Here is a 12,816-nt window from a genome sequence, read left to right as displayed (position 1 = left end):
CGCTGGGCCACCAATGTCGGGATCACTGCGCTCATGACGGTCAACATCACAATAATAGAGAACTGGTCTGAGTTAATAAGATTGCTAGAGAGCCCCACCTGAGCGAAGATGACATCCGGAGGAGGGCGCGAGAACCTGGGTCGGATTATTAAACGTTCGCCACCGACCACCGGACTGGGCATCTTGAAATAATGACGAGGGCATGACATTCCCCATGGAGCTAGCATCCGGTAAACTGCTTACCGCCGACGGGTTCATCGATGGGCACGTGGAGTTCGAGAACGGCCTGGTGAGGAGCGTCGGCGAGGGGACCTCAAAGATGGCCACCGTGAAGGGCGTCATCGTTCCCACCCTCATCAACTGCCATACCCACATCGCAGACTATGTGGTCCCGGTGGACACGCGGCTTTCGCTGGAGGAGCTGGTCGCCCCTCCCGATGGGCTGAAGCACCGCATCCTGAGGAACATGCCATTGAACCATCTGACGGCCTCGATGGTGCGGCTCTCCCGGTCCATGTTCTCCAGGGGTGTCTCCAGCTACGTCGATTTCCGCGAGGGCGGAGTGGAGGGGGCGCAGGCCCTGGCGGCCGCCAAAGGCAACGGCGCCGAACCGATCATCATGGCCCGCCCGGCAGGACTGAAGTACGTGTCATCGGAGATCAACGCGCTCCTGAAGGTGGCGAATGGCATCGCCGTCTCCTCGATATCCGACTGGGACTACGGGGAGCTGAGCGCCCTGGCAGAACACGTGAACAGGAAGGGTGCCCGTTTCGCCATCCATGCGTCGGAACGGGTTCGGGAGGACATCGGCAAGATACTGGACCTAAAGCCGCGGTTCGTGGTGCATATGACCAAGGCGACCAGGGAGGACGTGGTCGCCTGCAGCGATGCGAAGGCCCCGATCGTCGTCTGCCCCCGCTCGAACCTGTTCTTCGGTTCGGTCCCGCCGCTGAAGATGATGCTGGACTCTGGCGCCCGGGTGGCGCTGGGCACGGACAACGCGATGGTATCGATGCCGGACATGCTCCAGGAGATCGAGACCGCGGCGCTCATACTGCGTTCCCAGGGGATGAAGGAACTGACCCCCCTCTTGGATATGGCATTTACAAATGCACGAATACTTTTAAATCGAAACGACTCATTTAACATACAACCAGGGTCTCCATGCGATTTCATGGTCCTGCGGTCCAAAGGGGGAGATCCTTTGACCGATCTGGTGCTGAGGTCCAGCCCGGAAGACCCGTGTCTAGTCTGTTACGGGAAACATATTTGGAGGAAGTGACGTGAACATGTTCAAGCACATACTGGTACCCACGGACGGTAGCGAATACACCAGAGCAGCGATCAGCAAGGGTTTGGAACTGGCAAAGCTCATGGGAGCCGACGTGACGGCGTTGTACGTGGTGGACCAGACCTCGTTCATCAATTTCCCGATGGACTCCACGGTGGTGAGCGTATACTCGCTCCTGGAGAAGGAAGGAAAGGACGCGGTCGACTACGTCAAGTCGGAAGGCGAGAAGCTGGGCGTCAAGGTCACCGTATCCATCGTGGAGGGCGCACCGGCCCGCAAGATCGTCGAAGCGTCTTCCGATCACGACCTGGTGGTCATGGGCACGCTCGGCCGGACCGGATTCTCAAAGTTGCTGCTGGGCTCGGTGGCGGAGCGGGTCATCCGTTTCGCCAAGTGCCCGGTCCTAGTGGTGAAGCCGGAAGGGGAGGTAGAGCCTTGACCACCGTGGGCGAGGTAATGACGTCGAACCCGATAGTGGCCCAGGTGCCCGGATCCCGTAACGAGGTGCTCAAGGTCATGGTGAAGCACAACCTGACCGGATTGCCGGTGGTCAGGCGCAGCGACGGTTCGCTGGCAGGGATCATCACCAGGCAGGACATCTTCGACAAGCCGGACGAGGACCAGGCTGCACTTATCATGAACCGCGAGCCGGTCACCATCGGACCGAAGGCGGAGGTGGAGGAAGCTGCTCGCATCCTGCTCCATCAGAACCTGAGGCACCTGCCGGTCATCGACGGGGACAAGCTGGTCGGCATCCTGACACCGACCGATCTGCTGTCGGTCGTGGAGAAGAAGAACATCTCCGCGCCGGTCGAGAAGGTCATCCGCTCGCCATGCATCCCGATCTATCACGGGGCACCGCTGGCGGTCGCTTCCGTCACTCTAAAAGTGAGCAAGGCGTCGGCGCTGGCGGTCCTGGACGACAACGGCCATCTGATCGGCATACTCACTGACCGGGACATATTCAACAAGAGCTACGTCAACGGTTCGGTCGCCATGGAGGAGCTGGGCATACCGCAGGACGAGGACGAATGGACCTGGGACGGCCTGCGCAACGTCATGAAGCTGTGGTACGAGGTCTCGAAGATCGACCTGCCCGGCCTGCCCGTGAGGGACATCATGGTGCGGAACCCGATGACCGTGTTCAAGAAGACGTCGATCTCCGAAGCGGCGCGCATCATGCGCAAGAACGACTTCGGCCAGCTGCCGGTCCGAGACTCGAAGGACAACCTGCAGGCGATGATCTACGACCACGACGTCATTTCGATATTGGCGGAAGATTAAGATATCACGGTTGAATCATTGGAGGAGGATCACATGGCCGATGTTAATTCAGGGGACATCCTCTCCCTATGCAAGCGGAGAGGCTTCATCTACCCCTCTTACGAGATATACGGCGGCATCGCCGGGCTGTTCGACTATGGCCCGCTGGGCTGCACGATGAAGACGAACGTCATGAACCAGTGGCGCAGGATCTACGCACTGGAGGAAGGTTTCCTGGAGATCGACGGGGAGACCATCGGTCCGGAGGCGGTGTTCAAGGCGTCCGGGCACGTGGACAACTTCGCCGACCTGATCGTATCGTGCGTCAAGTGCGAGGAGTCGTACCGGGCGGACCATCTGTGCAAGGAGCTTCACCCGAATCCGGGCGCTCTGCCGAAGAAGGAGCTGGAGGAGCTCATCTGCAAGAACAACGTGGTCTGCACGGCCTGCGGCGGCGAGCTCTCCCACGTGGAAGAGTTCAACCTGATGTTCAAGACTAAGATCGGTCCAGGCAAGGGCCGTGTCGGCTACCTGCGCCCGGAGACCGCTCAGGGCATCTTCGTGAACTTCGCCAATCTTTACCGGCACGCCCGGGAGCGGCTGCCGTTCGGCGTCATCCAGATCGGCCGCGGCTACCGTAACGAGATATCACCCCGCCAGGGCGTCATCCGGATGAGGGAGTTCAACATGATGGAGGCGGAACTGTTCGTCGACCCGCTGGACAAGCGCTGGCCGGCGTTCGACTCGATCAAGGACACCAAGGTCACGCTCGTTCCGAACAGCTACATGGACACTGAGGAGAAGGTCGAGACCGTCGTCGAGACCACCTTTGGAAAGGCCGTCGAGGACCAGGTCATCGCCCACCAGACCATCGCGTACTTCCTTTGGGTCACGCAGAGGTTCCTCACCGAAGCGGGCGTCGATCCGGCTCGACTGCGCTTCCGGCAGCATCTGAAGACCGAGATGGCCCATTACGCATGCGATTGCTGGGACGCCGAAGCGCTGCTGAGCTATGGCTGGACCGAGATCACCGGCATCGCCGACCGCGGCTCGTGGGACCTGTCCCGCCACATCCAATTCTCCAATGCCGACCTGACGGCGTTCAAGCGGTTCGACGAACCGACGGAAGTGGAGAAGGACGTCATCAAGGCGAAGTTCGGGGTGCTGGGTCCGGCCTACAAGGGCAAGGCCAAGCAGGTAGCGAACGCACTGGAGCAGACCGAACCGTCGAAGATCGTGGACGGCAAGGTGACGGTCGAGGTCGACGGCGAGAGCATCACGCTCGAATCGAAGTACTTCGACGTGGTCAAGGTCAAGGAGAAGGTGAACGGCGAGAAGGTGGTCCCGCACGTCATCGAACCGTCCCACGGGCTGGACCGCATCTTGTACACGTGCCTGGAGCATGCCTACAACATCAGCGCCGACGGTTACGTGACGATGAGACTGAAGGCGGCCACCGCCCCTATTAAGGTCGGGGTGTTCCCGCTCATGTCCAAGGACGAACTGGACAGGATAGCGTCGGAACTCGACGCCAAGCTGAGGAGGAACGGCATCACCACCGCGTTCGACGATTCCGGCTCCATCGGCCGGCGCTACGCGCGCATGGACGAGGTGGGCACGCCATACTGCATCACGGTGGACTACGAGGCCAAGGAGAAGGGCCGGGTGACCATCCGGGACCGGGACACCACCCAGCAGAAGTGGATCCCGCTCGAGGACGTGGTCAAGGACGTCGAGTCGCTGCTGAAGGGTACGCCGTTCAGCGAGCTCAAGGGTGAGACGAAAGTATAATCACCCAGAGGCTCCAGTGATATCGGGGACGAAGATTCGTAAGAAGCTATTAAAGCTTCCAGCTGACAATATTAACATGAGGTGAAAAAAATGGTTGGAGAGAACTTAGAAGCACTGAAGAGGCGGGAGATGCTCCGGTCGGTCATAGACAAGAAGCAGATCTCCGAGCTCATAAACACAAAGTTCGAGACGATCACCCCGGAGACGGCGCTCTCCGACGCGGTGGCGAAGATGCGGGCGGCCGACCTGTACGAGATACCGGTCGTGGAGAAGAAGAAGCTCGTGGGCGTACTGAGCTTCGGCTCGATGGTCAAGAAGAGGGCCATGGTCGCGGGCATGAAGGTCAAGGGGATGATGGACATCCCGCCGGGGATAACGGCGGAAACGACCATCACCGAGGCCGCGGAACAGTTCATCGCCACCAACTACCGTAACATGCCGGTCGTGAAGGGGTCCAACCTGGTCGGCATACTGTCCAGGGCCGACGTCATCAAGATCGTCCAGGGCATCAAGGAGTTCAAGGACATGAAGGCCACGGACATCATGACCTACGACATCACCGCGGTCGAGATGAAGGAGCCGATCCGCAACGCGCTGGAGATGATGAGGCGCATCGACGTCCGCACCATACCGGTGGTCGATGATAAGTTCAAGCTGGCCGGCATAATCGGTATCCGCGACATAGTCAACTTCTCCTGGTCTGGCGGAAACAAGCCCAAGGAGACCCGCGGGGAGAAGGTCGGCAACCGCGACCCGGTGGAGATCCAGGTGGAGTCGATCATGCACCCCTCGGTCACCACCATCAAGCAGGAGACGACCGTCAACGACGCCGTCAAGCTGATGCTGGAGAAGAACATCTCCACGCTGCCGGTGGTCGAGAAGGACGTCATCAAGGGCGTCCTGACCGCGTACGACGTGCTGGAACTGATGGCCTCGGTCAAGGAGAGGGATGTGGTCTACATGCAGATCTCCGGTCTCGAGGAAGAGGACCGCTTCAACCTGGACCAGATGGAGAGGGAGATCCAGACGGAACTGGCCAAGATCGCCAAGATCCAGAAGCCGATGCTGTTCAACATGCACGTGCAGAAGTACAACGCCTCCGGGAACACGGCCAAGTACTCGCTGACCGCCCGCATGCACACGGCGCAGAAGACCTACATCGCCAGCGGCGTCGACTGGTCCCTAATGGCGGCCACCGCCGACCTCATGAAGAGGTTCGACGACATGGTCACGGAGAACAAGGAATCGAAGATCGAGAAGCGCAAGAAGATGCAGTGATCCTCGAGCCCCGTTCCAAACCCTTTCAATATCCATTATTTTTGGCGTTCTTCTCCGACACCGTACGTTCCCGGGATTCCACCCTAGGCTGAGCGCAAAACGATCCGGCCCATCATTCCGGATACACGAAGCCGGTATCGGCCTCGGCGGTCTGCACCGGACGGACCTCGATCCGGGCGTGGGCCCCATAATCGAACTCCGGGTTTCCCTTGGCCAGCTCGATCGCTTCTTCGATGCTCTCGGCAAGGATGTGATAATAGCCTACCTGTACCTCGCCCTTGGGGCGCATGGGCCGGACGTTCCATTCGTTGTCGGAGCGGGAGATGATCATTCCGTCCATCACCAGCGGCTGAGCGGCGATCAGCTTGCCCTGTTGCTTGAGCTTCATGATATAGACCTGGCAGTCCCTGAGGAACTGCTCGTGCTTCTCTGGGGACCAGTCCTTCTGATGGTCGATCTGGTTGCGGATCAGCAGCATGAACTCTTGCATCGGTCGATATAGTCAAGCCGCCCGGTGAAATGCTTTTCGATGCAATGCGCCGGAATTGAGCGGTTCTTCTGCCATCATTGGATGGGACCGAGCCGACGAGACGCAAGATATTCATGACCGCCGGGACCGTTCCGAACGAGTCTTCACAATAGTCAACGAATTCCATTACGACTCAAAAATAGGGCATGAGATCGTCCAATTTTCGGTCGGGTGGCTAATACATCCAGGCAACTTGCTCCGGAAAAATTGGAAAATAGCCAGTCGTTAAATACGATAATGATTAGAATATTATAATTTATGTGAACGATATAAAAAATAGATTTATTAATCCGGAAGATATGGGAGTTTTAAGCGCGGGATAAGCTCTAACCCTCAGATTCCTCCAAACTCTGACGCTTATCAATTCTGGCTTCTCCCGCGCCCCCCCCCACTTCTGGTTCGTGCACATTTTACGCAATCCTTTTTACCCCTTCCACCTTTCCCCTCCTGTCCATGGCGCAATACGAGGCGGTACCGACCGAAAGGAAATGGCAAGAGAAATGGAAGGAGTGGGAGCTCTACAAGTTCGACCAGGGATCGGACGCTCCGGTATATTCCATCGACAACCCGCCGCGGTACGCTTCCGGCTCGTTGCACCTGGGTCACGCCACTGGATATTCATTGATCGATTTCACCGCCCGCTACCACCGAATGCAGGGCTTCAACGTCATGTTCCCGCTGTGCTTCGACGTCAACGGGACGCCGGTCGAAGTGAAGGTGGAGAAGAAGTACGGCATCACCAAGCTGACCAAGCCGCGCCAGGAGTACATCAAGCTGTGCGAGGAGTACGCCAACACCTTCATCGGGGAGATGACCAAGCAGTTCGAGATACTGGGCGAGAGCATGGACCCCAGCGTCTACTATCAGACCGACGCGCCCTACTACCGGCGAATAACCCAGATCTCGTTCCTGAAGATGCTGGAACGCGGGCTGGCGTACAAAGGCAAGTACCCGGTCAACTGGTGCCCCCGCTGCATTACGGCGTTGGCTGACGCCGAGGTGGAGTACCAGGAAGGGGTCACCAACCTCAACTACATCAAGTTCAAGGTGGCCGGTTCGGACGAGCACATCGTCATCGCCACCACCCGTCCGGAGCTCATCTGCACCTGCCAGACCATCGCCGTTCATCCGAAGGACGCGAAGCTGACGCACCTGGTGGGCAAGGAGATAGAGACGCCGATATTCTGCAAGAAGGTCAAGATCATTGCCGATGACAAGGTGGACCCAAAGTTCGGCTCCGGCATCGTCATGATCTGCACCATCGGCGACAAGACCGACCTGGAATGGGTCATGAAGTACAACCTGCCGCTGGAGAAGGGGATCGACGAGCAGGGAAAGATGACCGAGATCGCCGGACCGTTCGCCGGCATGAAGGTCAAGGAGGCCCGGGCAGCGGCGATCGAGCTGCTGAAAAAGCAGGGCCTCATCATCAAGCAGGAGGTCCAACCGCAGAACGTCTCGGTGTGCTGGAGATGCCATGAGACGATCGAGTTCCTGCAGGTGGAGCAGTGGTTCGTCAAGATCATGGACTTCAAGAAGGAAGTGCTGGCCAAGGCGGACGAGATCGAGTGGTTCCCCGAGTTCATGAAAGTCCGTCTTCAGGATTGGGTCAACTCCCTGCAGTGGGACTGGGTCGTTTCCCGTCAACGTTACTTTGCCACGCCGATCCCGGTCTGGGAATGCGATACCTGCAAGCATGTCGTCGCCGCCCAGGAGAAGGACTGTTACATCGACCCCACGGTGACGCCCGCCCCGTACGACGTATGTCCCAAGTGCGGCACCGGCAAGCTCATAGGCTGCCCGGACGTGTTCGATACCTGGATGGACTCCTCCGTCTCGCCGCTGTACAACACCTTCTGGATGAGGGATGAGGCCAAGTTCAAGAAGCTCTACCCGATGTCCGTGAGGACGCAATCGCACGACATCATTCGCACCTGGGCGTTCTACACGATACTGCGCGAGTGCCTCCTCACCGGGCAGATCCCCTGGAAGGACATCATGATCCACGGGTTCATCATGGCGCCGGACGGTACGCCGATGCACACCTCCGCCGGCAACGTCATCGACCCGATGCCGCTGCTGGAAACGTATGGCGCGGATGCGATCCGTTATTATGCATGCACCTGCGCTCTCGGCGAAGATAACGCCTTCCGGGAGAAGGACGTCATCCACGGCAAGAAGCTGGCCACCAAGATGTGGAACCTGGGCAAGTTCGTGGAGATGGTGGTCAAGGAGAGACCGAAGGAGAAGGGACTGCACCTGATCGACAAGTGGATCCTCACCAAGTTCTCCAAGATGGTGCTGGCTACGACCGAATGCTACGACCACTACCAGTTCGACAAGGCGATGAAGGAGGTCGAGCAGTTCGCCTGGCATGAGTTCGCAGACCACTATGTGGAGATGGTGAAGTCGAGGGTCAAGGACGAGAACGACGAAGGAGTGCGTTACACGCTCTACACTGTCTACCTGGGCATCATCAAGATGATGGCGCCCATGATGCCCCACGTGACCGAGGATGCCTACCAGTCCGGTTTCGCCGCGTTGGACGGGGCGAAGAGCATCCATGTGGCCAAATGGCCCGTCGCGGTCCTGTTCGACGAGCAGGCGGAGAAGGACGGCGACCTGGTCCGGGACGTCATCGGGGCGATACGCACCTACAAGTCAGAACGGAAGCTGTCGCTCAACTCGGAGATCGAGATGGTGGAGATCATTGGCGACGCTTCGGAGAAGTTCGTCGGTTCGGAGGAGGACATCTCGTCGACCGTCCGGGCCAAGGAGCTCAAGCTGGCGTCGAAGCTGAACCTGGAGGAGAAGGTCATCGCGCTGAAACCGTTATTGGCGAAGATCGGCCCCACCTTCAAGCAGAAGGCCAAGGAAGTGACTGACCGCATCAAGGCGCTGGACACCGAGAAGGATTCCGAGGCGGTGGCCAACGGCACCTACGAGTTCGAACTGTCCGACGGCACCAAGGTCGTCCTGAGCCGGGAGCTGGTCGACATCGAGAAGAAGATGACGCTCCAGGGAAAGGCGGTCGATACCGTCCAGGTCGGGGAACTGCTCATCGCCATCCAGCCTTGAACGGCTGAAACACCTTACATCATATTTTCCCGATCATCTCTGTGCCACTATGGCGACGAACCATATGCCCAGTCCAGCCCCGAGAAGGATCAGGCCGGATTGCAGGTGCCCGACAATGGTGAATCCGGAGAGGAAGGCCAACAGCATCCCGATTATGCCCAGCCCGCCGCACACCCGGTAGCCGCGCCACATCTGTTTGATCGGCGTTAGGATGGAATCGTGCATGAACCACACGATGATCAGGAGCATGATGATGGCGGCGTATTGCACGTACTTCTCGGTCTCATTGACGAAGGTGTTGAACAGCACTCCGCCGGGGCTGAAGCCCAGCGTGCCGAAGAGACCGAAGGTGAACATTGAGATAATCGGTTTTACTGAACGATAGCGTTTCCTACGTCTCGCCATTCCCATCCCTAACGCAGAATGGAGTTTTGCTTATTAAAAGAGACGAAACAAACTTTATTTCTTGCTGATTTACTTGGAGATGGGTGTGCCAGTCAGGGGCAATAAGTTTAAATGGGATTTGCATATTCGTGGATAGGCACACACCGTGTGGGCGTAGTGTAGCTGGTTATCACTCGTGCTTGCCAAGCACGAGACTCGGGTTCAAATCCCGACGCCCGCACTCTTATACATATCCAGTAAAGTCAAATTTCTTTTCAATCAGGGGGGTATTGACCTTTTCGAATCTGGCTACCTCTTGGGGTTTCGGTGCATTTCCCCACACTTTTTGTGCATCCGAGATAGCGGATTCGGTTGTTTTCCGGCAGTAATATTTCTCCGTGGTCTTCGTGCTTGAATGCCCCATCATCCTGGACACGGAATCGATAGGGACGCCCAAGTTAACGTTTGTCTGGCCGAAAGTTCGACGACAGGCGCGATTGTCGAACTTGACTCCGATCTGCGCGATTACCTTCGCTCTGAGCTTGGTCAGGCTGTTCGGGGAGTAGTACCCGTCCCCGCCATTCTTGATGTCTTGTACGGCGGGGAAAAGTGCTTCACAGGTTGGAGCTTTCTTGGCGATGACAGAAGCCCTAGCCTTGACATACCGTATGAGAAATGGTATTCCATCGGGATGAATACCAGTATCTCTGGCCAGCCCGTAGCTGTCTTCTCCCTTGACGTGCTCGGTATGGATTGTTCCTCTGACCAGGTTGAGATCTCCGATATTTGCCAATCTTAGCTCTTTTGGTCTCAGACCGGTGCAGATACCGACTACAGTTATCCCGTAGCCGAGCATTAGTTGCCAGTCAGATTCGTTCGCTATGTTGGCAGCCTGGATTATCTTCGTTCGGTCCTCATCTGAAATCGGGTCATATCTCTGGAATGCCCTTTTAGGGAAACTCTGGGCGAATCGCATCCTAGTCATGTCCATCGCACCGTTTCCGATGAAATGGAGCAGACTGTTAAGCGAGTCAATATTGTGACTAATTCCCGATGGCTTCAACCCTCTAGCCCTCAATAGTTTCAGGTATGCCAGTATTTCTTTTTCGTTCATTTTCCATGGACTATATTGGCTAATTTCACCAGATTCCACCAACGATCTGAAATCCTTGTCCATGCGCCTCAGCCGTCTTTTGTACTCAATCCAAGTTGCTTCCGCCAGTAATCCTTTCATCGCCTCAAGATACTGGTTGGCAGCGTCTAAGAAAGGGTATCGGCCCATTGACCTCGCCCCCCTCTTAGGTCCACGCTGTCTGTGCACCGTTTTGTCCACGGAGGGCTTACTGCCGCTACGATCTCGCGTAGCATATAGACCCTCGATGGAACGATTGACGGAACAGACTGTAAACTTATCGTCCGTTTTTGTAGCCTGTTTGCTGGACGATTTCATTTTCACACCTGGCCTCAATCCAATTTTTCCGACCGTTTTTGTACCCGGTTCCGGCGGAGTCGCTGTTTAACCGCCTGATGACTCAGACCGACTACTTTGCCTATTTCGCGAAGGCTCAGCCCTTCGGCTCTAAGTTTCATAATTTGGTCCGTCTTTGCCGTTGAGGGCGGTCTCCCCAGCTTCTTGCCTTCGGCCCGCGCCCTCACTAGGCCGTCCTTGGTCCTTTCCCTTATCAGATCAAGCTCTAGCTCGGAGACAGCCCCTAGGACCGTAAATAGCAGCTTTCCCGCCGAGGTGGTCGTGTCGATCTGCTGATCCGTGCATATCAACTCGACGCCCTTCTGCCTCATATCATCGAGCAGGTTCAGGAGCTGCCTTGTCGACCGCGCTAGACGATCAATCCGGACTACAAGGATTGCGTCGAATCTTCGTGCCCGGGCATCCCTGAGCATCTGATCGAACCCTATTCTGGTGGTTTTTGCTCCACTAGCAAAATCGATATAAGTATCATGAATTTTCCAGCCATGTCTCTCAACAAACTCTCTTAGCTTAATGATTTGATTCTCTGGATTTTGATCCTTGTCATGCCTGGATACGCGGGCATAGAGGCCGACCTTCATGAGAACCATCCCCCGAAGTGAAACCTACTTATCGATAACCCGTGCCAGCCAGGCTTGGTTATCCCAGTTATCGATTCTTTCACATCTCCATTTCTACTTTCACCTTTCATTCTACAGAGGGAATAGAGAAAAGTCGATAACATCGATAACCCTGCGATGCTGGCCAGAGTTATCGATAGATTCGGCCAAGTTGCTAGAGGATAGATAACTGCTCCCCCCTCTCCTGTTCCTCCGATTCCAACAATTCGATATTACGCCAAACTTTGATCCCGTTTTTATTGCTGACCTGGCCCCCGATCACTACACCGTTGGTCAGCTTGAATAAACGATTTTTCAGTTCACGTTCACGAATAGGCGGAATCTTCTTTTCCTTGCAGTACTGTAAATAGGCATCCAAAAAATCCTGCTTGATGGTCTTGGGTGCATGCCGGATTGGAGTCCTTACGTCTTCCTCTTCGAGCACCTCGCCGGTGTCAATGTGGCAGCGTTCCTGCAAGAAGCAATATAACGAATCGCTCAGTTGCAGCCATCTAGCTCTGGTCTCTTCCACAGTTGAAGAACCAGTGAAGTACCTGCGTGCAACGACGCCTTCATATGCTGCAACCACACGATTGAATAATCCAGACAGCTCGCGTTCAACTGTTATCTTTTCCAGTTTGTCTTCATCCCTCTTCGGACTTCCAGTAGGAAAAGAATTGGGGAAAATTGGGATTATCCATCTTTTGAAGAACGCGTCTGTGTCATCGGCGGTGCGGGGCAGCATGTTGGCGCTAAAAACTAGTTTAGCATGATTCTGAAAATTGAAAGCCTGCTGATTTTTAAATTCCGCTCTTATCCAATCGTTGCCTGTAAGTTCTTTGAACCGATTAACCTGAGTTAAGTCGTTTGCCGAAATGTCGGCGCATATGTTGGCCATTTTTTGATACAGGTCGGCAATCGCGAAGCGATCATAATCCAACGATTGGAGAGAGACATGAGAACAGTTACGTTCTCCAATAAATCTTCTGAGAAGGTTGAGGTATGTAGTCTTCCCATTATCGCCGTTGCCGATGAACAGGAAAGCCTTCTGGAATGGATAACCCGGTTGAAGGCAATAACCCATTATTTCATACAGTAAATCCTTATCAGATGG

Annotated in this window: 11 protein-coding genes and 1 tRNA gene; 7 read left to right on the top strand and 5 right to left on the bottom strand. The window is 56.1% G+C overall.

The features are described 5' to 3' along the window. The first annotated feature begins 214 nt into the window (after positions 1 to 214). The 5 genes from VGK23_05280 to VGK23_05260 all read left to right on the top strand — a co-directional run bounded on the left by VGK23_05280 (position 215) and on the right by VGK23_05260 (position 5,623). Positions 215 to 1,282 carry an amidohydrolase family protein gene (locus VGK23_05280; GenBank protein ID HEY3419946.1) on the top strand — a complete coding sequence of 356 codons (1,068 nt, stop codon included), beginning with the start codon at positions 215 to 217 and terminating at the stop codon, positions 1,280 to 1,282. Between the two features lie 7 nt (positions 1,283 to 1,289). After that, positions 1,290 to 1,730, top strand: a complete 441-nt coding sequence (locus VGK23_05275) for a universal stress protein (GenBank protein ID HEY3419945.1) — start codon at positions 1,290 to 1,292, stop codon at positions 1,728 to 1,730. 5 nt (positions 1,731 to 1,735) lie between these two features. Next, positions 1,736 to 2,575 (top strand): CBS domain-containing protein, encoded by an 840-nt coding sequence (locus VGK23_05270; protein ID HEY3419944.1) that lies wholly within the window; start codon positions 1,736 to 1,738, stop codon positions 2,573 to 2,575. A gap of 33 nt (positions 2,576 to 2,608) precedes the next feature. Then, positions 2,609 to 4,345: a glycine--tRNA ligase gene (gene glyS / locus VGK23_05265; GenBank protein ID HEY3419943.1), complete on the top strand. Its 1,737-nt coding sequence runs from the start codon at positions 2,609 to 2,611 to the stop codon at positions 4,343 to 4,345. Positions 4,346 to 4,435: 90 nt separating this feature from the next. Further along, the gene (locus VGK23_05260; GenBank protein HEY3419942.1) at positions 4,436 to 5,623 is read left to right on the top strand and encodes a CBS domain-containing protein; all 1,188 of its coding nucleotides are present in this window, start codon (positions 4,436 to 4,438) and stop codon (positions 5,621 to 5,623) included. Positions 5,624 to 5,735: 112 nt separating this feature from the next. Here the strand turns inward: VGK23_05260 and VGK23_05255 are convergent, their stop codons facing one another. Then, positions 5,736 to 6,113, bottom strand: coding sequence for a YciI family protein (locus tag VGK23_05255; GenBank protein ID HEY3419941.1), 378 nt, complete (start codon positions 6,111 to 6,113; stop codon positions 5,736 to 5,738). Between the two features lie 492 nt (positions 6,114 to 6,605). Here VGK23_05255 and VGK23_05250 point away from each other — a divergent pair, with 492 nt between their 5' ends. Further along, entirely contained in the window at positions 6,606 to 9,230 is a 2,625-nt protein-coding gene (locus tag VGK23_05250; protein HEY3419940.1) for a valine--tRNA ligase, read from the top strand. A 33-nt stretch (positions 9,231 to 9,263) separates the two neighbouring features. On the opposite strand, the gene VGK23_05245 is transcribed toward VGK23_05250, so the two are convergent. Continuing rightward, complete coding sequence (locus tag VGK23_05245; GenBank protein HEY3419939.1) at positions 9,264 to 9,635, bottom strand: hypothetical protein; 372 nt, start codon at positions 9,633 to 9,635, stop codon at positions 9,264 to 9,266. Between the two features lie 147 nt (positions 9,636 to 9,782). On the opposite strand from VGK23_05245, the gene VGK23_05240 reads away from it, so the two are divergent. Beyond that, positions 9,783 to 9,855 (top strand) — tRNA-Gly (locus tag VGK23_05240). A 3-nt stretch (positions 9,856 to 9,858) separates the two neighbouring features. Here the strand turns inward: VGK23_05240 and VGK23_05235 are convergent. From VGK23_05235 to VGK23_05225, 3 genes are all read right to left on the bottom strand, one after another. Continuing rightward, on the bottom strand, positions 9,859 to 10,848 hold the full coding sequence (locus tag VGK23_05235; GenBank protein ID HEY3419938.1) for a site-specific integrase: 990 nt from the start codon (positions 10,846 to 10,848) through the stop codon (positions 9,859 to 9,861). Between the two features lie 230 nt (positions 10,849 to 11,078). Next, positions 11,079 to 11,684, bottom strand: a complete 606-nt coding sequence (locus VGK23_05230) for a recombinase family protein (GenBank protein ID HEY3419937.1) — start codon at positions 11,682 to 11,684, stop codon at positions 11,079 to 11,081. Positions 11,685 to 11,877: 193 nt separating this feature from the next. Further along, on the bottom strand, positions 11,878 to 12,816 hold a 939-nt coding region (locus VGK23_05225; protein ID HEY3419936.1), incomplete at its 5' end, for a phage/plasmid primase, P4 family.

This window comes from Methanomassiliicoccales archaeon (assembly GCA_036504055.1).
Classification (GTDB): Archaea; Thermoplasmatota; Thermoplasmata; order Methanomassiliicoccales; family UBA472; genus DASXVU01.
Note: the sequence above shows the minus strand (reverse complement) of the source record. Positions and strands in the feature narration are given on the sequence as shown.

What these genes read in the sequence shown, in the direction of transcription:
- VGK23_05280 (HEY3419946.1), top strand. Translation starts at nt 215, where the DNA reads ATGGAGCTAGCATCCGGTAAACTGCTTACCGCCGACGGGTTCATCGAT.
- VGK23_05275 (HEY3419945.1), top strand. Translation starts at nt 1,290, where the DNA reads ATGTTCAAGCACATACTGGTACCCACGGACGGTAGCGAATACACCAGA.
- glyS (HEY3419943.1), top strand. Translation starts at nt 2,609, where the DNA reads ATGGCCGATGTTAATTCAGGGGACATCCTCTCCCTATGCAAGCGGAGA.
- VGK23_05260 (HEY3419942.1), top strand. Translation starts at nt 4,436, where the DNA reads ATGGTTGGAGAGAACTTAGAAGCACTGAAGAGGCGGGAGATGCTCCGG.
- VGK23_05255 (HEY3419941.1), bottom strand. Translation starts at nt 6,113, where the DNA reads ATGCAAGAGTTCATGCTGCTGATCCGCAACCAGATCGACCATCAGAAG.
- VGK23_05250 (HEY3419940.1), top strand. Translation starts at nt 6,606, where the DNA reads ATGGCGCAATACGAGGCGGTACCGACCGAAAGGAAATGGCAAGAGAAA.
- VGK23_05245 (HEY3419939.1), bottom strand. Translation starts at nt 9,635, where the DNA reads ATGGCGAGACGTAGGAAACGCTATCGTTCAGTAAAACCGATTATCTCA.
- VGK23_05235 (HEY3419938.1), bottom strand. Translation starts at nt 10,848, where the DNA reads ATGAAAGGATTACTGGCGGAAGCAACTTGGATTGAGTACAAAAGACGG.
- VGK23_05230 (HEY3419937.1), bottom strand. Translation starts at nt 11,684, where the DNA reads ATGAAGGTCGGCCTCTATGCCCGCGTATCCAGGCATGACAAGGATCAA.